At 67.5% G+C, this 20,997-nt stretch carries 18 protein-coding genes; 9 read left to right on the top strand and 9 right to left on the bottom strand.

Annotated features, from left to right (window positions below):
* The first annotated feature begins 27 nt into the window (after positions 1 to 27).
* Genes B4L36_RS01260 through pdeM form a run of 4 tightly spaced genes read left to right on the top strand, consistent with a single transcriptional unit; the run spans position 28 to position 5,619 of the window.
* Positions 28 to 1,020 (top strand): ligase-associated DNA damage response exonuclease, encoded by a 993-nt coding sequence (locus tag B4L36_RS01260; protein WP_292951091.1) that lies wholly within the window; start codon positions 28 to 30, stop codon positions 1,018 to 1,020.
* Positions 1,017 to 2,567 carry a cisplatin damage response ATP-dependent DNA ligase gene (locus B4L36_RS01255; protein ID WP_292951089.1) on the top strand — a complete coding sequence of 517 codons (1,551 nt, stop codon included), beginning with the start codon at positions 1,017 to 1,019 and terminating at the stop codon, positions 2,565 to 2,567. Before B4L36_RS01260 ends, B4L36_RS01255 begins: the two co-directional genes overlap by 4 nt.
* Positions 2,564 to 4,939 carry a ligase-associated DNA damage response DEXH box helicase gene (locus B4L36_RS01250; protein ID WP_292951087.1) on the top strand — a complete coding sequence of 792 codons (2,376 nt, stop codon included), beginning with the start codon at positions 2,564 to 2,566 and terminating at the stop codon, positions 4,937 to 4,939. The genes B4L36_RS01255 and B4L36_RS01250 overlap by 4 nt, the downstream gene beginning before the upstream one ends.
* Positions 4,936 to 5,619, top strand: coding sequence for a ligase-associated DNA damage response endonuclease PdeM (gene pdeM, locus B4L36_RS01245; protein WP_292951085.1), 684 nt, complete (start codon positions 4,936 to 4,938; stop codon positions 5,617 to 5,619). Before B4L36_RS01250 ends, pdeM begins: the two co-directional genes overlap by 4 nt.
* Positions 5,620 to 5,668: 49 nt before the next feature.
* Here the strand turns inward: pdeM and B4L36_RS01240 are convergent, their stop codons facing one another.
* Positions 5,669 to 6,403 carry an outer membrane protein gene (locus tag B4L36_RS01240; RefSeq protein WP_292951083.1) on the bottom strand — a complete coding sequence of 245 codons (735 nt, stop codon included), beginning with the start codon at positions 6,401 to 6,403 and terminating at the stop codon, positions 5,669 to 5,671.
* 418 nt (positions 6,404 to 6,821) lie between these two features.
* Here B4L36_RS01240 and B4L36_RS01235 point away from each other — a divergent pair, with 418 nt between their 5' ends.
* The 5 genes from B4L36_RS01235 to aroQ all read left to right on the top strand — a co-directional run bounded on the left by B4L36_RS01235 (position 6,822) and on the right by aroQ (position 11,625).
* On the top strand, positions 6,822 to 7,817 hold the full coding sequence (locus B4L36_RS01235) for an ABC transporter substrate-binding protein (protein WP_292951081.1): 996 nt from the start codon (positions 6,822 to 6,824) through the stop codon (positions 7,815 to 7,817).
* A gap of 74 nt (positions 7,818 to 7,891) precedes the next feature.
* Positions 7,892 to 8,776, top strand: coding sequence for an ABC transporter permease (locus tag B4L36_RS01230; protein WP_292951079.1), 885 nt, complete (start codon positions 7,892 to 7,894; stop codon positions 8,774 to 8,776).
* Positions 8,769 to 9,854, top strand: coding sequence for a quaternary amine ABC transporter ATP-binding protein (locus B4L36_RS01225; RefSeq protein ID WP_292951077.1), 1,086 nt, complete (start codon positions 8,769 to 8,771; stop codon positions 9,852 to 9,854). The genes B4L36_RS01230 and B4L36_RS01225 overlap by 8 nt, the downstream gene beginning before the upstream one ends.
* A gap of 111 nt (positions 9,855 to 9,965) precedes the next feature.
* On the top strand, positions 9,966 to 11,099 hold the full coding sequence (locus tag B4L36_RS01220) for an asparaginase domain-containing protein (protein WP_292951075.1): 1,134 nt from the start codon (positions 9,966 to 9,968) through the stop codon (positions 11,097 to 11,099).
* Positions 11,100 to 11,151: 52 nt separating this feature from the next.
* Positions 11,152 to 11,625 (top strand): type II 3-dehydroquinate dehydratase, encoded by a 474-nt coding sequence (gene aroQ, locus B4L36_RS01215; protein WP_292951073.1) that lies wholly within the window; start codon positions 11,152 to 11,154, stop codon positions 11,623 to 11,625.
* A gap of 428 nt (positions 11,626 to 12,053) precedes the next feature.
* Here the strand turns inward: aroQ and B4L36_RS01210 are convergent, their stop codons facing one another.
* The 8 genes from B4L36_RS01210 to B4L36_RS01175 all read right to left on the bottom strand — a co-directional run.
* Positions 12,054 to 13,397: an alpha,alpha-trehalose-phosphate synthase (UDP-forming) gene (locus B4L36_RS01210; protein WP_292951071.1), complete on the bottom strand. Its 1,344-nt coding sequence runs from the start codon at positions 13,395 to 13,397 to the stop codon at positions 12,054 to 12,056.
* Between the two features lie 14 nt (positions 13,398 to 13,411).
* Positions 13,412 to 14,143 (bottom strand): trehalose-phosphatase, encoded by a 732-nt coding sequence (gene otsB, locus B4L36_RS01205; RefSeq protein WP_292951069.1) that lies wholly within the window; start codon positions 14,141 to 14,143, stop codon positions 13,412 to 13,414.
* A gap of 166 nt (positions 14,144 to 14,309) precedes the next feature.
* Positions 14,310 to 14,939 (bottom strand): cob(I)yrinic acid a,c-diamide adenosyltransferase, encoded by a 630-nt coding sequence (gene cobO / locus B4L36_RS01200; protein ID WP_292951067.1) that lies wholly within the window; start codon positions 14,937 to 14,939, stop codon positions 14,310 to 14,312.
* 14 nt (positions 14,940 to 14,953) lie between these two features.
* Positions 14,954 to 17,392, bottom strand: coding sequence for a DNA topoisomerase (ATP-hydrolyzing) subunit B (gene gyrB, locus B4L36_RS01195; protein WP_292951065.1), 2,439 nt, complete (start codon positions 17,390 to 17,392; stop codon positions 14,954 to 14,956).
* A gap of 93 nt (positions 17,393 to 17,485) precedes the next feature.
* Positions 17,486 to 18,118, bottom strand: coding sequence for a LysE family translocator (locus B4L36_RS01190; protein WP_292951063.1), 633 nt, complete (start codon positions 18,116 to 18,118; stop codon positions 17,486 to 17,488).
* Positions 18,118 to 19,188, bottom strand: coding sequence for a DNA replication/repair protein RecF (recF, locus tag B4L36_RS01185; RefSeq protein WP_292951061.1), 1,071 nt, complete (start codon positions 19,186 to 19,188; stop codon positions 18,118 to 18,120). The genes B4L36_RS01190 and recF overlap by 1 nt, the downstream gene beginning before the upstream one ends.
* A complete protein-coding gene (gene dnaN / locus B4L36_RS01180) occupies positions 19,185 to 20,303 on the bottom strand; it encodes a DNA polymerase III subunit beta (protein WP_292951059.1) in 1,119 nt (372 codons plus the stop codon). The genes recF and dnaN overlap by 4 nt, the downstream gene beginning before the upstream one ends.
* 176 nt (positions 20,304 to 20,479) lie before the next feature.
* Positions 20,480 to 20,997: helix-turn-helix domain-containing protein (locus tag B4L36_RS01175; RefSeq protein WP_292951057.1), on the bottom strand; the 518-nt coding region annotated here is incomplete at its 5' end.

Genomic DNA, 20,997 nt, shown 5'->3' with positions numbered 1-20,997 from the left:
TCACGATATGTTCGCCATCTTGGACCCATGCGCGCCGACCAGATCCTGCACCCGACCGAAGCCGGGCTTTACTGCCCGCCCGGCGATTTCTTCATCGACCCGATCCGCCCGGTTCCCCGCGCGCTGATCACGCATGGCCATGGCGATCATGCCCGCGCGGGACATGGCGCGGTCATGGCCACGCGCCAGACGCTGGACATCATGGCAATCCGCTATGGCACGGATTTTGCCCGGACGCGGCAGGTCGCCGAAGGCCCGCTGCGGGTCGGCGACACCCAGGTCAGCTTTCATCCGGCCGGGCATATCCTCGGCTCGGCCCAGATCGCGGTGCAGCCGGGCGCGGGGCCGAAGATCGTCGTCTCGGGCGATTACTGCCGCCGGGCGAACCCCGTCTGCGCCCCGTTCGAGCCGGTTCCCTGCGATGTCTTCGTGACCGAGGCGACCTTTGGCCTGCCGGTCTTCCGCCATCCCGATCCGGCGCAGGAAATGGCCCGCCTTCTGGCCAGCATGGCCGAATTTCCCGACCGCCCGCACCTGATCGGCGCCTATGCGCTGGGCAAGGCGCAGCGGCTGATCGCGCTGGCCCGCGCGGCCGGGATCGACGGGCCCATCGCCATTCACGGCGCCTTGCAGCGGTTGTGCGATTACCACATCGAACAGGGAATCGCGCTGGGCGCGCTGATTCCCGCCACCGCCGAGGACGTGCCCGCGCACCTGGTCATCGCGCCGCCCTCGGCCTTTGCCAGCCCCTGGGTTCAGCGCTTCCGCGACCCGGTGATCGGCTTTGCCTCGGGCTGGATGCAGGTCCGCGCGCGGGCGCGCCAGCGGGGCGTGGAACTGCCGCTGGTCGTCAGCGATCACGTGGACTGGCCGCAGGTCACGGCGACGATCCGCGAGCTGTCCCCCTCCGAGGTCTGGATCACCCACGGCGCCGAGGAAGGCTTGCTGCGCTGGTGCGAATTGCAGGGCATCCCCGCCCGCCCGCTGCGCCTTGTGGGCTATGAGGACGAGCCGGAATGAAGGCGTTCGCGCATCTGCTGGAACGGCTGGCCTTTACCCCCGCCCGCAACGCCAAGCTGCGGCTGCTGCGGCATTATCTGGAAACCACGCCGGATCCCGATCGCGGCTATGCCCTGGCCGCGCTGACCGGCGATCTGAAGCTGCGCGCCGTCACCCCCAGCCTGTTGCGCGGGCTGATGGCAGAGCGGGTGGATGACCAGCTTTTCGCGCTGTCCTACGATTTCGTCGGCGATCTGGCCGAGACGATCGCGCTGCTGTGGCAGGGCGACGGCGATCAGGACGTGCCGTTGCACGAGGCGGTGACGCTGCTGTCGGATACCGGCAAGGCCGGGCTGCCTGCTGCCATCGCCGCGATGCTGGACCGGCTGGGCCCGTCGCAGCGGCTGGCGTTTCTGAAGCTGGCCACCGGCAACATGCGCGTCGGGCTGTCCGCGCGCTTGGCCAGGATCGCGCTGGCCGAGATGGGCGAACCCGAGGTCGCCGATATCGAGGAGATCTGGCACGGGCTGAAGCCGCCCTACCGGCCGCTGTTCGACTGGATCGCGGGCGGGGCGCGGCCCGAACATGCCGCCCGCGCGCCGTTCCGGCCGGTCATGCTGTCCACGCCGGTCGATCTGGACCAGCTTCGCGGCTTCGATCCGGACGAATACATGGCGGAATGGAAATGGGACGGCATCCGCGTGCAGGCGATCAATGACGGCGGGGTGCGCAGGCTGTATTCCCGCACCGGCGAGGATATCGGCGCCGCCTTTCCCGATGTGATCGAGGCGCTGAATTTCGATGGTGCGGCGGATGGCGAATTGCTGGTGCGCCGCGACGGCGAGGTGGCGGTGTTCGGCGATCTGCAAAAGCGGCTGAACCGCAAGGCGATCAGCCGCGCGATGCTGGACAGCCACCCGGCCGGGCTGCGCCTTTATGACCTGATGATCTGGCAGGGCCGCGATCTGCGCGGCCTGCCCCTTGCCGAACGCCGCGCGGTGCTGGACGGCGCGGATTTCGGCAGCGACCGGATCGATGTCTCGCCGCTGCTGGATTTCGCCACCTGGGACGATCTGGCCGCCTTGCGCGCCGACCCGCCAAGCGCGGTGATCGAGGGGGTGATGATCAAGCGCCGCGACAGCCCGTATGTCGGCGGCCGGCCGCGCGGGCCCTGGTTCAAGTGGAAGCGCGACCCGATGGTGGTCGATGCGGTGATGCTTTACGCGCAGCGCGGGCATGGCAAACGGTCCGGCTTTTACAGCGATTTCACCTTCGGGCTGTGGGATGGCGACCAGCTTGTCCCGGTCGGCAAGGCCTATTTCGGCTTTACCGACGAGGAATTGCGCGAACTGGACCGCTTCGTGCGCACCAACACCGTGGACCGTTTCGGCCCGGTCCGCGCCGTCGCGCCGAAACTGGTGCTGGAAGTCGCCTTCGAGGGGCTGAACGAATCGGGGCGGCACAAATCGGGCATCGCCATGCGCTTTCCCCGCATCAGCCGCATTCGCTGGGACAAGCCGGCGGCCGAGGCCGACCGGCTGGACAGCCTGAAAGAGATGCTGCCGTGACGCTGCCGGGCGCGTTCCGGGACTGGTTCGCCCGCCAGGGCTGGCAGCCGCATCCGCACCAGATCGCGCTGCTTGCGGCGCAGGGCGACACCTTGCTGATCGCGCCGACGGGCGGCGGCAAGACGCTGGCCGGGTTCCTGCCCTCGCTGGTCGCGCTGCGCGAGCCGCCGGGCGGGCTGCACACGCTGTATGTCTCGCCCCTGAAGGCGCTGACGGCGGATATCGCGCGCAACCTGGCCCGGCCCGTGGCCGATCTGGGGCTGAAGGTCCGGATCGAGGACCGGACCGGCGACACCCGCCCCGCGCAGCGCGCCCGGCAGCGGGTCGATCCGCCCGACATCCTGCTGACCACCCCGGAAAGCCTGGCGCTGATGCTGTCCTACGAACAGGCGCCCGCGATCTTTGGCGGCCTGCGGCGGGTGGTGCTGGACGAATTGCACGCGCTGGCCGAAAACAAGCGCGGCGACCAGCTGATGCTGTGCCTGGCGCGGCTGAAGGCGCTGTCGCCGGGGCTGCTGGCGACCGGGCTGTCGGCGACGGTGGAAAACCCGGCCGCCCTGGCCGATTTCATGGGCGGCGCGGCGATCATCCATGCCGATCCCGGTCCCGATCCCGACATCGCCATGCTGCCCACGGCCCGGCCCGCGCCCTGGGCCGGCGGCGGCGGGCACCACGCCATCCCCGAAGTGCTGGAACAGGTGAAGGCCGCCAGGACCACGATCATCTTCATCAACACCCGCGCCCAGGCGGAACTGTTCTTTCAGGCCCTGTGGGCTGCGAACGAGGATAACCTGCCCATCGGCCTGCATCACGGCAGCCTTGCCCGCGAGGCCCGGCAGAGGGTCGAGGCGGCGATGGCGGCGGGTGCCTTGCGGGCGGTGGTCGCGACCGGCAGCCTCGATCTGGGCATCGACTGGGGCGCGGTCGATCTGGTCATCCAGGTCGGCGCGCCGAAGAACGTCAAGCGGCTGGTGCAGCGGATCGGGCGGGCCAACCATCGCTACAACGCGCCCTCGCGCGCCCGGATCGTGCCCGCCAACCGCTTCGAGGTGATCGAATGCGTGGCCGCGCTGGAGGCCGTGGCGGAACGCGATCTGGACGGCGATCCGCGTGGCCCCGGCCCGCTGGACGTGCTGTGCCAGCATATCGGGCTGACCGCCTGCGCCGGGCCCTTCGACGCCGAGGCGCTGTTCCGCGAGGTCCGCGAGGCCGGGCCCTATCGCGGCCTGACGCGCGCCGATTTCGACGCCTGCCTGGATTTCGCGGCGACCGGCGGCTATGCGCTGCGGGCCTATGACCGCTGGCAGCGGCTGATGCTGCGCGACGGGCTGTGGCGGCTGCGCGACCCGCGCGCGGCGCGGAACCTGCGGATGAATGTCGGCACCATCGTCGAGGCCGAGATGCTGAAGGTCCGGCTGCGCGGGCGCGGCGGCGCGCCGCTGGGCGAGGTCGAGGAAGCCTTTGCCGCCAGCCTGAGCCCCGGCGACACCTTTCTGATCGGCGGTCAGACCGTGCGCTATGACGGGCTGCGCGAGATGGTTGTCGAGGTGACCAGACAGCCCGCCCGACAGCCCCGGATCGCGGTGTTTTCCGGCGTGAAGCTGGCCACATCGACCCAGCTTTCGCACCGGGTTCAGGCGCTGATCGGCGAGCCTTCGCATCATGCCGCGCTGCCGCCCGATACCCGCGACTGGCTGGATCTGCAGGCCCGGATCGGGGGGCTGCCGCGCGACGGGGTGCTGGTCAGCGAAAGTTTCCCCTATCAGGGCCGCTGGCATTTCGCGCTGTATGGCTTTGCCGGGCGGAACGCGCTGCAGACGCTGGGCCTTCTGATGACGCGCACGATGGAGGATGCCGGGCTGGGGCCGCTGGGCTTTCTGTCCACCGATTACGCGCTGCTGATCTGGTCGCTGGATCCGGTGCGCGATCCCGCGCCGCTGCTGGACCGGGCGGCGCTGCGGGCCGGTCTGGGCGACTGGCTGGCCGGCAACGCGGTGATGAAGCGGACCTTTCGCAACGTCGCGGTGATCGCGGGCCTGATCCAGCGCAACCTGCCCGGAAGCCGCAAGTCGGGCAAGCAGGCGACATTTTCCAGCGATATCCTCTATGACACGCTGCGCCGCTATGATCCCGACCATCTGCTGCTGCGGATCACCGCCGACGAGGCGCGCCGGGGGCTTGTGGATTTCGACCGGATCGAGGAGATGCTGGACCGCTCGTCCCGGCACGATCACCGCGTGCTGGACCGGGTCACGCCGCTGGCCGCGCCGCTGCTGCTGGAGGTGGGCCGGGTGCCGATCGCGGGTCAGGGACGCGAGCGGCTGGCCGAGGCTGAGGCGGCGGCATTGATGGCAGAGGCGGGGCTTGCGTGACCGGCTATGGGTTCGATTTCGACGGCCAGAGGCTGGAGGCGCGGCCATCGGGGGCGCTGTTCTGGCCGGCCCGCCGCTGGCTGATCGTGGCCGATCTGCATCTGGGCAAGTCCGAACGCATGGCCCGCCGCGGCGGCGCGCTGCTGCCCCCCTACGAGGTTCAGGCCACGCTGGACCGGCTGACCGCCGAGGTCGCGGCGACCGATCCGGAAACGATCGTCAGCCTGGGCGACGGGTTCGACGATGACGCCGCGGCCGGTTCGCTGCCCGATCAGGTCTGTGCCCGGCTGTCCGCCATGGCCGCGCGCCGGCGCTGGCTGTGGATCAGCGGCAATCACGATCCGGGCCGGATCGACGCGCGCCTGCCGGGGACGGGGTGCGACCAGATCCGCGAGGGTCTGGTCCTGCGCCATCAGGCCGGGGCAGGCCCCGACGTGTCCGGGCATTTCCATCCCTGCATCCGGCTGGCGGGCCAGCGGCGGCGCTGTTTCCTGATCGGCGCCGATCACCTGATCCTGCCCGCCTTCGGGGCCTATACCGGCGGTCTGGCCTGCGACGATCCGGCGCTGACGGAACTGGTGCCCGAAGGCATCGCCGTGGCCTGCGGGACACGCGCCCTGCCGCTGCCGGCCGGCCGGACCGCGCGGCGCCCGGCCCGGCCCCGGCACGACCGGGCATGAAAAAGGGCCGTCGCGCCAGGCGGCCGGCCCCTTGGGGATCGTGGAAGGATCAGAAGCTGAAATTCACGCCCAGCTTGACCGAATGATGTTCCGGCGTGGCTTCGCTGGTAAATCCGTTCGCATCCGTGACCTTCTTCTTGTCGAAGCCGCGATATTCGTATTCGCCAAAGACGGACCAGCGGTCGGTCACCTTGCGTTCGACGCCCAGGCCGGCCATCAGGGCATTCGCCTTGAAGCCGTCGTCGTAATCCATTCCGGCGCCCTGGACCTTGTAGTCGAAATCGCCGCGCGCCGCGCCGAGCTGGCCGTAGAACAGCGTGTTTCCGGCGGCGTTCAGCACCCCCGTCTTGAACCGCAGCGCGACAAGCTGCTTCATCTCGGACCGGGCGGCGAAGCTGCCATTGTCGAATTCGTCGTCCACCTTGCTTGTCTGCACCGACAGTTCCGGGCCGAAGACGATCTGGCGGCCGCCCATCGCGCGCTGCCAGCGATAGCCGCCATGCAGGCCGATCGTCGCGCCCGACAGATCGACCGAACCGGGAGCCGCGATCAGGTTATCGGCCGGATCGCTGACGCCGACACGATCATCCGATCCGAAGACATAGCCCAGCGAACCGCCGACATAGGCGCCGGACCAGTCGGCGACGGGTGGCGCGACGGGCGCCGGGATGATGGCGACATCCGTGACGGGCGCGACCGGCGCGACATAGCCGCCGGCAAGCGCGCCCGAGGCTGCGACGGCGCTGCCGGCGCAGCACAGCGAAAGGATGCGAATGATCGTCATGACATACTCCTGATCCGCGCGGCATCCGGGGAACTCCGGGGATGCACCGCGCCGGGCAACCTGGAGGCGAACGTAGCGTCAAACAAACTTTCCATGCAATCCCGCCGTTCCGTGATGGCATGACGATCATCGCGAGGGTGACGAAAATGCAATAGTCCGGGCCGGCGCGTGACCGCAGCGCCGCAACCCGGGACCGGGGGCGATTCCCGGATCGCCGCGACGGGTCCGGGCGTGTCGCGAATCGCCCATGGCGGCCCTGAAATACCTGATAGATAACAATTATTTACAAGATTTGTGTCGCAAATATGTGACAAGGTTGGGTCTGTGCCTTATGGTGCGTGAATGTTGTTGCCGCGCCCCGCGCGGCGGGGCCTGCAGGGAGGGCCCCGGAAATCCGAAAGAAAAGAAAGGATCCTGCATGACATTGCTGAAGACCACCCTCGCCGTGACCGGCCTTCTTCTGGCCGCGCCGGCCGCCTTTGCCGCCGAGGATTGCGGCGAGGTGACGATTGCCGAAATGAACTGGGCCTCGGCCGGTCTGGCCGCCTGGGTCGACAAGGTCATCCTGGAAGAAGGTTACGGCTGCGACGTCGCGCTGGTCACCGGCGATACCGTGCCGACCTTCACCTCGATGAACGAGAAGGGCGAACCCGATGTCGCGCCCGAATTGTGGGTGAACGCGGTCAAGGTGCCGCTGGAGGCCGCGCAGAAGGAGGGCCGGATCGTCATCGCGTCGGAGATCCTGAAGGATGGCGGCATTGAAGGCTTCTGGGTGCCCACCAAGCTGGCCGAGGAAAACGACATCAAGACCATCGAGGATGCGATGGCGCGCCCCGACCTGTTCCCCGGCGCCGAGGACAGCAGCAAGGGCGCCTTCTTCAACTGCCCCTCGGGCTGGGCCTGCCAGATCATCACCGCCAATCAGTTCCGCGCGCTGAAGGGCGAGGAAAAGGGGTTCGAGCTGGTCGATTCCGGTTCGGCCGCCGGGCTTGACGGCTCGATCGCGCGCGCCTTCAACCAGGACCAGGGGTGGCTGGGCTATTACTGGGCACCGACCGCGATCCTGGGCAAGTACGACATGACCAAGCTGGACCTGGGCGTGGAACATGACCGCGAGGAATGGGACAATTGCACGGTCGTGAACAATTGTCCCGAACCCAAGCTGAACGAATGGCCGCGTTCGGAAGTGTTCACCGCCGTGACCAAGGAATTCGCCGACAGCAATGCCGTCACGATGGATTACCTGGGCAAGCGCGCCTGGTCGAACGACACCGTGAACGAGCTTCTGGCCTGGATGGGCGACAATCAGGCCACGAACGAGGACGGCGCCTTCTATTTCCTGGAAAACTATCCGCAGGTCTGGTCCGAATGGGTGTCCGAGGATATCGCCCAGAAGGTGAAGGACGCGCTCTGACCGCCATCATGGACGGGGCGCCGAGGCGCCCCGTTTCGCCTTGACCCGAACCCCTGCAAAAGAAGAAAAACCGCATGGACTTCGTCACTTTCCCATCAATGAGCCGCGGCGATCTGCGCGCCATGCGCATCGCGATCGACGGCGCCTTCCGGGATTTCACCCGCGCCTATGGCGAGACCCTGGAACAGCTGTTCCAACCGATCCAGGTCTTGCTGATCTTCATCGAGAACCTGCTGATCGACAGCCCCTGGATCCTCGTGCTGGCCGCGATCGGCGGCCTTGTCTGGGGCCTGAGCCGCAGCTGGAAGATCGTCGGCGGAACCGTGGTCGCGCTGCTGCTGATCGGCTTTTTCGGCATGTGGGAAGACACGATGCGCACCATCGCCATGGTCACGGTCTGCACCCTGATCGCGGTGGTGATCGGCATTCCCATCGGCATCCTGATGGCGCGGTCGGAACGCACCAACGCATCGGTCACGCCGATCCTGGACATGATGCAGACCATGCCCAGCTTCGTCTATCTGATCCCGGTGGTGATGATCTTCGGCCTCGGCAAGGTGCCGGGCGTGATCGCGGTCGTCATCTATGCCGTCCCGCCGGTGATCCGGCTGACCAATCTGGGCATCCGCCAGGTCCCCGCCGACGTGCTGGAGGCCGCCGAGGCCTTCGGCTCGAACCCGCGGCAGAAGCTGCAGGATGTGCAATTGCCGCTGGCGCTGCCGACGATCATGGCCGGCGTCAACCAGACCATCATGATGAGCCTTGCGATGGTCGTCGTCGCCTCGATGATCGGGGTGCGGGGGCTGGGCCAGCCGGTGCTGCAGGCGATCAACAACCAGTATTTCACCCTGGGCGTGATGAACGGCCTGGCCATCGTCGCCATCGCCATCATCTTCGACCGCGCGACGCAGGCCTATGGCAAGCGTCTGCAAAGACATCTGGAGGCGCAGCATGGCTGAAGCCACCCACGACATCGAGATCCGCAACCTCTACAAGATTTTCGGCAGGAACGGCGAACGCCACGTGGCCGACGTCAAGGCCGGGATGACCAAGGACGAACTGAAGGCCAGACACGATCACGTCCTTGGGCTGGACAACATCAACATGACGGTTCCGGCGGGCCGGATCCAGGTGGTGATGGGGCTGTCGGGATCGGGCAAATCCACCCTTATCCGGCACATCAACCGGCTGATCGACCCGACCGCCGGAGAGGTCATCTTCGACAATCGCGACGTGGTGCAGATGTCGCAATCCGAACTGCGCCAGTTCCGCCGCCAGAAGACCGCGATGGTGTTCCAGAAATTCGCGCTGTTCCCGCATCGGACGGTGCTGGAGAACACGACCTACGGACTGGCCGTGCAGGGCGTGAAGCCCCGCGAGGCCGAGGAACGCGCCCGCCGCTGGATCAGCCGCGTGGGGCTGGAGGGCTTCGAGGCAAGCTATCCCAACCAGTTGTCGGGCGGGATGCAGCAGCGCGTGGGTCTGGCCCGCGCCCTGACCAACGACGCCGAGATCCTGCTGATGGACGAGGCCTTCTCGGCGCTGGATCCGCTGATCCGCACCGACATGCAGTCGGTTCTGCTGGATTTGCAGGCCGAGTTGCGCAAGACCATCATGTTCATCACGCATGATCTGGACGAAGCCCTGAAGCTGGGCGACCAGATCGCGATCCTGCGCGACGGGCGCATCATCCAGCAAGGCACCGGCGAACAGATCGTGCTGCGGCCCGCCGACGATTACATCAGCAATTTCGTCCGCGATATCCGGCGCGGCCATGTCATCACCGTGCGCACGATCATGCGGCGTGGCAAACGTGCCGAAAGCCCCGTCAGCCTGCCGGCCACGACCCTGCTGGAAGAGGCCGCGCGCGCCATGACCAATGCCGAGGTCTCGCGCGGCAATGTCGTGGACGAGGATGGCACCCATCTGGGCATGGTCACGCTGTCGAAATGCGTGGCCGAGATGATCGCGCCCGACACCAGCGACGAGGATGCCGACGATGATGCGGCCATCGCGCCCGAGCCGCTGAGCGCGTAGCGGGACACGGGCCCGGCGGTCGGGGAGGCGCGGTTCGTCCGGCCCCTTTTACGCGACCGGTTGATTTCGGCGCCGGCGCGTGCCGGGATGGGGCAGGCGAGGCAGGACCACATGCGGATTTGCATCATCAATACCGGCGGCACGATCAGCAGCATCGGCAAACCGCTGGCCCCGATGCCGGCGGCGCGTTTCGCCGAGGCCGTGGACCGCCTGCTGGGTCCGTCGCTGACTGCTGCCATGCCATGGGCGCGGATCCATTTCGATACCGGTCTGCATTTCGACAGCCCCACCGGCACGCTGGACAGCAGCGAGGTCCGTCCCGAGGACTGGTGCCGGATGGCCGGACGCATTCTTGATCTGCACGAGGATTTCGACGCTTTCGTGATCCTGCACGGCACCGACACGATGGATTTCACCGCCGCGGCCCTGCCGCTGCTGCTGAACGTCTTCGATGCCCGCGGCCGGGCGCGCGCCGGTCTGGCGGCGCCGGTGATCCTGACCGGCGCGCAGCTTCCGCTGTTTCGCGAATCCGCCGCAGGGCTGGTTCTGAATGCCGGCAGCGACGGCTTCGCCAATCTCTGCGGCGCGCTGGAGGCCGCGCGGCTGGGGATCGCCGGGGTCACGATCCTCTTTGACGGCACGCTGATGCGCGGGAACCGGGCGCTGAAGGTATCGACCCGGGATTTCGCCGCGTTCGAGACCCCGCATGCGGCCCCGCTTGCGCGGACGGGGATGGCGATGCCGGCCGTCTCGGACGCGCCGGCGGACAGGGCGCGGCCGATCGATGCCGGGCTGATCCGGGCGCAGCTGGATGCGATCCGGGCCGCCCTCGACGATCATCCGGTGGTCGAACTGCCCTGCGTGCCGATCCAGCCGGCGGGGCTGATGGCGGGCATGATCGACGACCTGGTCGCGCGCGGCGTTCGCGGCATCGTGCTGGCGGGATTCGGCGCCGGGAACGTCCCGTCCGATCGCGGGCTGACCGGGCAGGCCATCCGCCGGGCCGGGGCCGCCGGTGTGCTGGTCGTGATCGCCAGCCGCCCGATCCGGGGCGCGGTGGGCGATTTCGACTATGCCGCCGGGGCCTGGATCGCCGGGACCGGCGCGGTCCCGGGCGGCGATGCGACCCCGGTCGCGCTGGTCGCGAAAGCCACGATCCTGAGCGCGGCGGCCGGCCATCACGGCTGGGACGCCGCGGTGGTCAGGGCGCTGATGGCGCGGGGGCTGGCCGGCGAACGGGGCTGACAGCGCCGCCGCGCCGCGCTAGCAAGGGCCAGTCCCGCGCACGAGGAAGCCCATGCCCGTCATCCATGTCCTGAACGGCCCGAACCTGAACCTGCTGGGAAAGCGCCAGCCCGAGATCTATGGCCACGAGACGCTTGAGGATGTCGAGCGTCTGTGCCGCGAGGCGGCGGGCGGCCACGAGATCCGGTTCCTGCAATCGAACTGGGAAGGCCAGATCATCGACTGGATCCACGAGGCGCGCGAGGCGGCCTGCGGCATCGTCATCAACCCCGCCGCGCTGACCCATACCTCGGTCGCGGTGCTGGACGCGCTGAACGCCTTTGACGGCCCCGTGATCGAGGTCCATATCAGCCAGGTCCATCGGCGCGAGACCTTTCGCCACCATTCCTATGTCTCGCAGCGCGCCGACGGGGTGATCGCGGGTCTGGGAATCGAGGGCTATCCCGCCGCCATCCGCCGGATCCTGTCGCTGACCGCCCCAGACCGTTCCGGCCGGTCGGACGATACGGGAACCGGCAGCCCCTGATCCGCCCCGTGATGTTTCCAGACAGCCCGGAGAGATGGAAAAAGCCGCCGAATCCCTGGCCGCGGGGAGGAGGAGGGGGGCGGCAGGGTTCGGCGGCTGGCCCTTGATCCGGGCCGAGGGAGGAAGCCGAGGCTTTCTTGACCTCGGTATTGCCATCTGGCGCGATGATTCGATGCCTGTCACCAATCCGCCGGGGCGATGATGCCGCGATGCGGCAAGAAACCGGAATTCTGCCCGCTCCGTGGGCAAGAGCCGAAGAATGCGGCCATCCGGGAACGACGGTTCCGGCCGCGGCGGCGATGTCGCGATCATCCCCTCGGCCCCGGCAGCCGGGGATTCGGTCGTGATCCCGCGCGCCTGTCGTGGCGGCCAGGTCCGGGGCTTCGGCGACGGCGTGACCGGGCCCGCCGGCCCGCATTGCGGCCGGATCAGCCCAGGGCGTGCAGATAACTCGCCGACCACCAGCCGACATCACGTTCCACCACGCCCTGCAGCAGCGCCGAATGGCGGCGGCGGCGTTCATTGGCGGACATGCGCATGGCCCGCGCCATCGCCTCGGCCAGTTCCCAGGGATCGTGCGGGTTGATGATCAGCGCGTCCTGCATCGTCTCGGCGGCCCCGGCAAAGCGCGACAGGATCAGCACGCCGGGGTCGGACACGTCCTGCGCTGCGACATATTCCTTGGCCACGAGGTTCATCCCGTCGGCCAGGGGCGTGACCAGCCCGATCCGCGCCTGCCGGTAGAGGCCGGCCAGCAGGTTGCGCGGAATCGGACGGTGGATGAACCGGATCGGGGTCCAGTTGACGGTGGCGAACTGGCCATTGACGCGCCCGGCCAGATGTTCGGTTTCCTCGCGGATGTCCTGATAGGCCTCGACCGCCTCGCGGGTGGGCGGGGCGATCTGCAAGAACGAGATCTTCTCGATCAGGTCGGAATTGTTTTCCAGCAGCAACTGGAAGGCGCGAAACCGCTGCGGAATACCCTTGGAATAATCCAGCCGGTCCACGCCGATCATCATCTGCGCCCCGGTCAGGCTGCGCATCCGGTCCTCGTCGGGGGCGGTGCGGGCCTCTTCGATGAAGGCGGCGGTGTCGATGCCGATGGGAAAGACAGCCGCGCGCAGCGGCCGGTCCAGAAGCGTCAGCCGGTCATCCTGCTGCATCTCGATCCGCGACAATTGCCGCGCGCTTTCGGTGAAATTGGACAGGTCGCGCTGCGCCTGGAATCCCAGAAGGTCATAGCAGGACAGCCATTCGAACAATTCGCCGGGATTGGGCAGGGCGGCGCAATCGGCCGGGCCGGGAAAGGGAATGTGAAGGAAATGCCCGATCCGGGCTTCGACCCCCAGCTTGCGCAGTTCCGAGGCCAGCGGGAAGAGCTGGTAATCCTGCACCCAGATCCGGTCATCCGGTTTCAGATGCGGCAGCATCATCCGCGCGATGCGGGCATTGACCCGCCGGTATCCCTCGACATGTTCGGGCAGGATCCGGGTCAGATCGGCGCGGCCATGACACAAGGGCCAGAGGACGGAATTCGAATAGCCCAGATAATAGGCGTCGTGATCGCGGGGGGACAGGTCGAAGGCGGCGCGTTCGAACCGGGCGCCCTGGTGAAAGACCAGATCGTCGGAGGGATCCTCGACCTGCTCGCCCGAAAAGCCGATCCACAACCCGCCCGAACCGCGCAGCGCGTCCTCCAGCGCCACGACGAGGCCGCCCGAGGGATTGTCCCCCAGCGGCAGGCGATTGGATACCACGACAAGACGAGACATGACCCCTTACCCTTTCATCCGCATTGCGCCAGCGCGCCGTCCAGCCACCCGGCCAGCGCCGCGGGATCCGCCAGCCGATGCCGCGCCCCCGTTTCGCCGTCGCCGATCTTGATCCCGAAGCCGCCGCGTGCCTGCGCCTCGGCGATGGCGGGCTCGTCGGTCAGGTCGTCGCCGGCATAGACCGGGACCCGCCCCCGGAAGGAAGGCAGATCCATCAGCCGGGCCAAGGCGCCATCCTTGCCCCGGCCGGCGGGGCGAAGTTCAACCGCCATCTTGGCGGGTTGCAGCGCCATGCCGGGATGGGTTTCGGCCAACCGGGTCATGCAGTCCTCGACGAAGCCGCGCAGGGCGGGATCGGCACGATAATGCATGACGACGCCATGGGGTTTCGGCTCGACCAGCACCGCCGGATGCGGGGCCGCCATCTCGCGCGCGGTGCGATGCAGGGCGGCGGCATCCAGCGCGGTGTCGTGGGTGGCTTCGATCCGCGTGCCGTCCAGCGACAGCTCGGCGCCGTGGCTGCCGGCGATGGCGCCCGGAAAATCCGGCAGGTAGCGCCGCAGATCGGCCACGTCGCGGCCCGAGACCAGCGCCACCGCGCCATCGAGACGCCGATGCAGCCGGGCCAGCCGGGCGGGCAGGTCCGCAGGCACGATGATGGCATCCGGGCGTTCGGCGATCTCGACCAGGCAGCCATCGAAATCGAGAAACAGGGCGGCATCATCGGGCAGTTGCGGTGCGGTCATTCGGGCATGATCCATTGAAACGGGCAACGCGACATGGATTTTCTGCCGCGCCTGCCGGGTCAACCCGCAGGGCCCGGATTGGTTCGGCAAACATTTGCGATGCCGTCCGGCGCGCTGCAAGAAGGCCCGGTCCGGCCGGGCCGGATGGCCGCGACGGGCGGAAACCTCAGAATTCGACGCCCTGCTGCGCCTTCACGCCCTGCCGGAACGGATGTTTCAGCAAGGTCATCTCGGTCACCAGGTCGGCGGCCGCGATCAATGCCTCGGGCGCGTTGCGGCCGGTCAGCACGACATGGGTCATGGGCGGTTTTTCGGCGGCCAGAAAGTCCAGCACCTCGGCCGCGTCCAGATAGCCGTGGCGGAAGGCGATGTTGATTTCGTCCAGCAGGACCATGCGGATCGCCGGATCGCGGATCAGGGTTCTGGCCGTCTCCCAACCGGCGCGGGCGGCGGCGATGTCGCGGGCCTTGTCCTGCGTTTCCCAGGTGAAGCCCTCGCCCGAGACGTGAAAGCGGCAGATATCGCCGAAATGCTGCGTCAGCACCCGCTTTTCGCCCGTGTCCCAGGTGCCCTTGATGAACTGCACCACCGCGCAGGGCATGCCGTGACCGATGCAGCGCATGATCATGCCGAACCCGCTGCTGGATTTGCCCTTGCCGTTGCCGGTATGGACGATGATCAGGCCCTTCTCGACGATCTTCGTTTCCATCAGCCGGTCCCGCGCGACCTTCAGCTTCTTCATCTTCTGGCTGTGCCGTGCCAGATCCTCGGGCGAGGGGTCGGGGTTCGGGGACATCGCGGCGATCCTTGTCAGATATCCAGGTTCTCGACCGACAGGGCGTTCTGCTGGATGAATTCGCGGCGCGGTTCGACCACGTCGCCCATCAGCTTGGTGAACAGATCCTCGGCCTCGGCCACGTCCTCGATGCGGACCTGCAACATGGTTCGCGCGCCGGGATCGAGCGTTGTTTCCCAAAGCTGATCGGGGTTCATTTCGCCCAGACCCTTGTAGCGTTGCAGCGACAGCCCCTTCTCGCCCTCGAGGAAGATGGCCTGCAACAGGCCCAGCGGACCAAAGATGGGCTGGTCGCGGTCCTTGCGGACCAGATGCGCGGGCCGGCCATAGATGTCTTGCAGGGCGCCGGTCATCTCGCCCAGACGGCGGCTTTCGCCGCTGCGCAGCATCTGCCCGTCCAGGACACGGTTTTCCTCGACCCCGCGCAGGGTGCGGGTCAGGCGGATGCCGGCATCCTGCGTCGGCCGCCCCTGCCAGCCGCGTTCGTATTCCTCGGCGATCATGTCCAGCCGCGCGGCGATGGCGCTGGCCACGCCCTGTGCATCCGCATCGACGCGGCCCGGTACCAGCGCCCCGGCAATGGCGGCCTGTTCGGTGATATGGGGCGGATAATGGGTGGGATAGGCGCGCAGGATGCGGCGGGTCACGCGCGCCTCCTCGACCACGCGGGCCAGATCGTTGCCGGTGATCGCGGTGCCGTCGCCAAGCCGCAGCGCCGCGCCCTCGACCCCTTGCTGGATCAGGTAATCCTCCAGCGCGGCCTCGTTCTTCAGATAGACCTCGGACCGGCCGCGCCCGACCTTGTAGAGCGGCGGCTGCGCGATATAGAGATGCCCGGCCTCGATCAGGTCCGGCATCTGGCGGAAGAAGAAGGTCAGCAAGAGCGTCCGGATATGGGCGCCGTCCACATCGGCATCGGTCATGATGACGATCTTGTGGTAGCGCAGCTTCTTCAGGCTGAATTCGTCGCGCCCGATCCCGGTGCCAAGCGCGGTGATCAGCGTGCCGATCTGGTCGCTGCCCAGCATCCGGTCGAACCGGGCCCGTTCCACATTCAGGATCTTGCCGCGCAGGGGCAGCACCGCCTGGTTCTGGCGCGACCGGCCCTGCTTGGCCGAACCGCCCGCCGAATCGCCCTCGACGATGAACAATTCCGACAGGGCGGGATCCTTTTCCTGGCAATCGGCCAGCTTGCCGGGCAGCGAGGCCACGTCCATTGCGGTCTTGCGCCGGGTCAGTTCGCGGGCCTTGCGCGCCGCCTCGCGTGCCAGCGCCGCCTCGATGATCTTGCCGACGATCTGCTTTGCTTCGGCCGGGTTTTCCTCGAACCATTCGGACAGCTTTTCGTTCACGAGGCTCTCGACCGCCGGGCGCACCTCGGACGAGACCAGCTTGTCCTTGGTCTGGCTGGAGAATTTCGGATCAGGCACCTTGACGGACAGCACGCAGGTCAACCCCTCGCGCGCGTCGTCGCCGGTGAAATCGATCTTCTCGCGCTTGGCGATGCCGCTGGACTGGGCATAGCCGTTGATGACGCGGGTCAGTGCGCCGCGAAAGCCCGCCATATGGGCGCCGCCATCGCGCTGCGGAATGTTGTTGGTAAAGGGCAGCACGGTTTCGTGGTAGCTGTCGTTCCACCACATCGCGACCTCGACCCCGATGCCGTTCTTCTCGCCGGTCATGAAGATCGGTTCCGGCATGACGGGGGTTTTCGAGCGGTCGAGGAATTTCACGAATTCCCGCACGCCGCCCTCGTAGAACAATTCGGTCCGCAAGGCTTCGGCCGGGCGCTCGTCCTCCAGGATGATGCGCACGCCGCTGTTCAGGAAGGCCAGTTCGCGCAGGCGGTTTTCCAGCGTCTTGTAGTTGAAATCCAGATTGCTGAACGTGCCGTTCGGGTCGAGTTGCTTGTTGGAGGCCAGAAACCGCACCTCGGTTCCGCTTTCGCCCGGCGCGGCGTCGCCGGTGACACGCAGATGTTCGACCGTGTCGCCATGCTCGAATCTGGCGTAATGTTCCTTGCCATTGCGCCAGACACGCAGGTCCAGCCAGTCCGACAGCGCATTGACGACCGAGACCCCGACGCCATGCAGCCCGCCCGAGACCTTGTAGCTGTTCTGGTCGAATTTGCCGCCGGCGTGAAGCTGGGTCATGATGACCTCGGCCGCGCTGACGCCTTCGCCCGCATGCAGATCGACCGGGATTCCGCGGCCGTTGTCGCGCACGCTGACGCTGCTGTCGGCGTGGATCTTGACCTTCACATAATCGGCATGACCGGCCAGCGCCTCGTCGATGCCGTTATCGACCACCTCGTAGACCATGTGGTGCAGGCCCGATCCGTCATCCGTGTCGCCGATATACATGCCGGGACGCTTGCGCACGGCCTCCAGTCCCTTGAGAACCTTGATCGAATCGGCGCCGTATTCGGCCTGCTGCGGGGCGGCTTCGCTCATCTGATGTTATCCTGCCTTTGTTGCTTTCGATATAAGCCGAAGCCCGCGCAATGTCACGGGAATGACTGCATTTTCCGCAGCTTTCCGCGGCGTTCAGGACCACAGATTCGCGGCGCCGATGAAAAGCCCCACCGCGATCAGCAGAAAGCCCGAAACGCGGGTCATCCGGCGCATCCCCGCGGGCGTGGCAAGGCGGGCGCGGGCGGCGGCGATGGTCGCCCCCATGACCAGGTTCATGGCAAGGGGAATGGCGCCGGACATGGCGACGATCACGGCGATGTCGGTCCTGGTCAGGCGGCCCACGTCGAAAAAGCCGGGCAGGACCCCGACATAGAAAAGCGCGGCCTTGGGATTGCCGGCAATCGCCATCAGCCCGGCGGTAAAGCCCGCCCATTTGCCGCGCCGGGTCAGGCGGCGGTCGGTTTCCACCGGCGCCTTCGCGTGGCGCAGCAGGGCAAGGCCCATGGCAATGAAGACGACAACCGCGATCCAGCGCAGCACCAGCAGAAATTCGCCATATTGCCCGGCGATCAGCGACAGGCCGAAGATCGCGATCAGCGGCCAGAGGAAATCGCCGATGACCACGCCCAGCGACAGCGGCCAGACCCCGCCCCAGCCCGAGGACAGGGCGCGGGCCACGATCGCCACCCAGACCGGCCCCGGCGTCAGCCAGATTGCCAGCAGCGCGCCGGCGTAAAGCCAAAGAGCCTCCAATGGCAGGGTCATCAAGCCTCCGTCGCGGCGGATGCGCCGTTCACCCGGGTGATCGACAGGCGGCGGGCGCGCGCGTCCAGCGTGTCGAACAGCTCGGGGCCGGTGCCGGTCAGCAGGCTTTGCGCGGGCAGCGCCGCGATCTGGTCATGAAGCCGCGCGCGCCGGTCGGCGTCCAGATGCGCCGCCACCTCGTCCAGCAACAGGATCACCGGCTGATCCGACAGGGCGCGGGCATTGGCCAGGATCAGCGACAGCAGCAGCGCCTTCTGTTCGCCGGTCGAGGACAGCGCGGCGGGCATGTCCTGCGGCCCCCAGGTCGCGCCCAGATCGGCGCGGTGCGGGCCGGTCAGGCTGCGCCCGGCCGCCAGATCGCGCGGGCGCATCGCGGCAAGCCGGTCGGCGATGCTGTCCCGATCGGGATCGTCGGCCTGTCCTTCGCCGGGCAGCAGGGTCAGCCGGGCGGCGGGGAAATCGCCGCTTTGCTGAGCGTCCATGATCGCCGCCAGCGCCGCCAGCCGGTTGCGGGTCAGCCCCGCACCCGCCTGCGCCATCTGTGCCTCCAGCGCCCGATACCAGCCCGGATCGCCGATCTGGTCCCTCAGCAGCCGGTTTCGTTCGCGCATCGCCTTGTCATAGGTCAGCGCCAGATCGGCATGATCGGGTGTCAGGCTCAGCGTGACGCGATCCAGAAAGCGCCGGCGCGCCTCGGGCGGGTCGGACCACAGCCGGTCCATCGCGGGCACCAGCCAGATGATCCGCAGCAGACGCCCCAGGGCCGTCTGCGGGACCGCCTTGTCGTCGATGGCGACGCTGCGCGCCTGGCCGGGCGGGGCGGTTGTCTCGACCGGCAGGTCGCCGATCCGCGCCCGGATCCGCCAGCCCGCCATGGGCCCCTGCCGCGCCTGATCGGGGGCGGGGGCGCCGCGCAACCCGCGCCCGGGCGACAGCATCGACACCGCTTCGAGGATGTTCGTCTTGCCCGATCCGTTCGGGCCGTGAATCGCCAGGGGATGCCGGTCCAGTTCCAGATCCAGCCGGGCCCAGGACCGGAATTGCGCCAGCGAAAGCCGCCTCAGCGTCACACGCGCATCGGCATGACGACATAGACCGCGCTTTGATCGCTGCCCTCGCGGATCAGCGCCGCATCACCCGAGCCGTTGAACATGAAGACCGCATTGTCACGATCGACCTGGCTGGCGATTTCCTGAAGATATTTGGCGTTGAATCCGATTTCGAGCGGGTCGTCGTCATAGGCGACGATCAGTTCCTCGTCGGCGGCGCCGGCATCGGGCGCGTTCACCGACAGGACCAGCTTGTCGGCCTCGAGCGCCAGCTTGACAGCGCGCGAACGTTCGCTGCTGACGGTCGCCACCCGGTCCACCGCGCGGGCGAAATCGGCTGCGTCCACCTCCAGCTTGCGGGCGTTGCCGACCGGGATCACGCGGCTGTAATCGGGGAAGGTGCCGTCGATGACCTTCGAGGTCAGGGTGATGTCGGGCGTGGCGAAACGGACCTTGGTTTCGCTGACGGAGACGGCGATGTCGGCCTCGTCATCGTCCAGCAGCTTGCGCAATTCGGCCACGGTCTTGCGCGGCACGATCACGCCCGGCATCTCGGCCGCGCCATCGGGCAGGGGGGCGTCGATGCGGGCCAGCCGGTGGCCGTCGGTCGCCACGCAGCGCAGGCTGGGCCCGTCCTCGGTCTGGGCGACATGCATGTAGACGCCGTTCAGGTAATAGCGCGTCTCTTCGGTCGAGATGGCGAATTTCGACTTGTCGAACAGCCGCCGCAGCACCCCTGCCTTTGCTCCGAAATTGGCGCTGTATTCGGTCGAGGCCATGACCGGGAAATCCTCGCGCGGCAGCGTGGCAAGGCTGAAATTGGATCGCCCGGCCTGCACGTTCAGCCGGCCCGCCGCGTCGTCCGAGGTGATCTGGACCAGGGCGCCATCGGGCAGCTTGCGCGCGATCTCGTTCAGCATGACGGCGCTGACGGTGGTGGCGCCGGGGCGCTCGACCCGGGCCGAGGCGCGGTCAACGACCTCGGTGTCCAGATCGGTCGCGCGGAAGCTGACGCCGTCCGCGGTTGCCTCGATCAGCACATTGGCGAGAATCGGGATCGTGTTGCGGCGCTCGACGACGGATTGGGCCTGTGAGACGGCTTTGACCAGAACGGCGCGCTCGATCGAGAATTTCATCGCTTTTCCCTGTCCCTGCGGCCGGAACGGCCCTTTGTCGGACCTGTTTTGTAACCGCCCGTGGAAGCGGTCACAAGGATTTCATGCGCGGGATTTCGGGCCCGGACGACGCGGCGCGCACGCCCCTGTCAGGAACCCGGCAGAACCCGGCCGCGGCGAGGCTGCGCCGGTCGCGATCAGGCCTCCAGAAGCCGTTTCAGCATCGCCACGTCCTCGGCGATGCTGCTGTCCTCGCCCACCAGTTCCTCGATCTTGCGGACGCCGTGCATGATCGTGGTGTGGTCGCGCCCGCCGAAACGGCGGCCGATTTCGGGCAGGCTGCGGCAGGTCAGCTGCTTGGACAGATACATCGCGATCTGGCGCGGGCGGGCGACGTTGCGGGCGCGTTTCGGACCCATCATGTCGGCCAGGCGGATGTTGTAATGTTCCGCCACCTTGCGCTGGATGTCGTCGATGCTGATCTTGCGGTCGTTGGTGCGCAGGATGTCGGCCAGGCATTCCTGGGCGACCTCCAGCGTGATCTCGCGCTGCAACAGGCTCGCATGGGCGAAAAGCCGCTGCAACGCGCCTTCCAGAACGCGCACGTTGGTGCTGATCCGGTGGGCAAGGAATTCCAGCACGCCGGCGCCGATGCGCATGTCGGGGCTCTGGCGGCGGAAGGCCTCGGTCTTGGATTGCAGGATGCCCAGGCGCA

It is taken from the genome of Paracoccus sp. UBA889 (assembly GCA_002294185.1).
Lineage (GTDB): Bacteria > Pseudomonadota > Alphaproteobacteria > Rhodobacterales > Rhodobacteraceae > Paracoccus.
The sequence above is the reverse complement of the archived record's forward strand: the minus strand, read 5'-3'. Positions and strand labels throughout refer to the sequence as shown.

Bases quoted from the DNA above. Each gene is read 5' to 3' on its own strand.
- B4L36_RS01220 (WP_292951075.1), top strand. From the start codon at position 9,966: ATGCGGATTTGCATCATCAATACCGGCGGCACGATCAGCAGCATCGGC.
- B4L36_RS01235 (WP_292951081.1), top strand. From the start codon at position 6,822: ATGACATTGCTGAAGACCACCCTCGCCGTGACCGGCCTTCTTCTGGCC.
- B4L36_RS01210 (WP_292951071.1), bottom strand. From the start codon at position 13,397: ATGTCTCGTCTTGTCGTGGTATCCAATCGCCTGCCGCTGGGGGACAAT.
- aroQ (WP_292951073.1), top strand. From the start codon at position 11,152: ATGCCCGTCATCCATGTCCTGAACGGCCCGAACCTGAACCTGCTGGGA.
- dnaN (WP_292951059.1), bottom strand. From the start codon at position 20,303: ATGAAATTCTCGATCGAGCGCGCCGTTCTGGTCAAAGCCGTCTCACAG.
- B4L36_RS01190 (WP_292951063.1), bottom strand. From the start codon at position 18,118: ATGACCCTGCCATTGGAGGCTCTTTGGCTTTACGCCGGCGCGCTGCTG.
- otsB (WP_292951069.1), bottom strand. From the start codon at position 14,143: ATGACCGCACCGCAACTGCCCGATGATGCCGCCCTGTTTCTCGATTTC.
- B4L36_RS01260 (WP_292951091.1), top strand. From the start codon at position 28: ATGCGCGCCGACCAGATCCTGCACCCGACCGAAGCCGGGCTTTACTGC.
- B4L36_RS01225 (WP_292951077.1), top strand. From the start codon at position 8,769: ATGGCTGAAGCCACCCACGACATCGAGATCCGCAACCTCTACAAGATT.
- gyrB (WP_292951065.1), bottom strand. From the start codon at position 17,392: ATGAGCGAAGCCGCCCCGCAGCAGGCCGAATACGGCGCCGATTCGATC.
- B4L36_RS01240 (WP_292951083.1), bottom strand. From the start codon at position 6,403: ATGACGATCATTCGCATCCTTTCGCTGTGCTGCGCCGGCAGCGCCGTC.
- cobO (WP_292951067.1), bottom strand. From the start codon at position 14,939: ATGTCCCCGAACCCCGACCCCTCGCCCGAGGATCTGGCACGGCACAGC.
- B4L36_RS01255 (WP_292951089.1), top strand. From the start codon at position 1,017: ATGAAGGCGTTCGCGCATCTGCTGGAACGGCTGGCCTTTACCCCCGCC.
- B4L36_RS01230 (WP_292951079.1), top strand. From the start codon at position 7,892: ATGGACTTCGTCACTTTCCCATCAATGAGCCGCGGCGATCTGCGCGCC.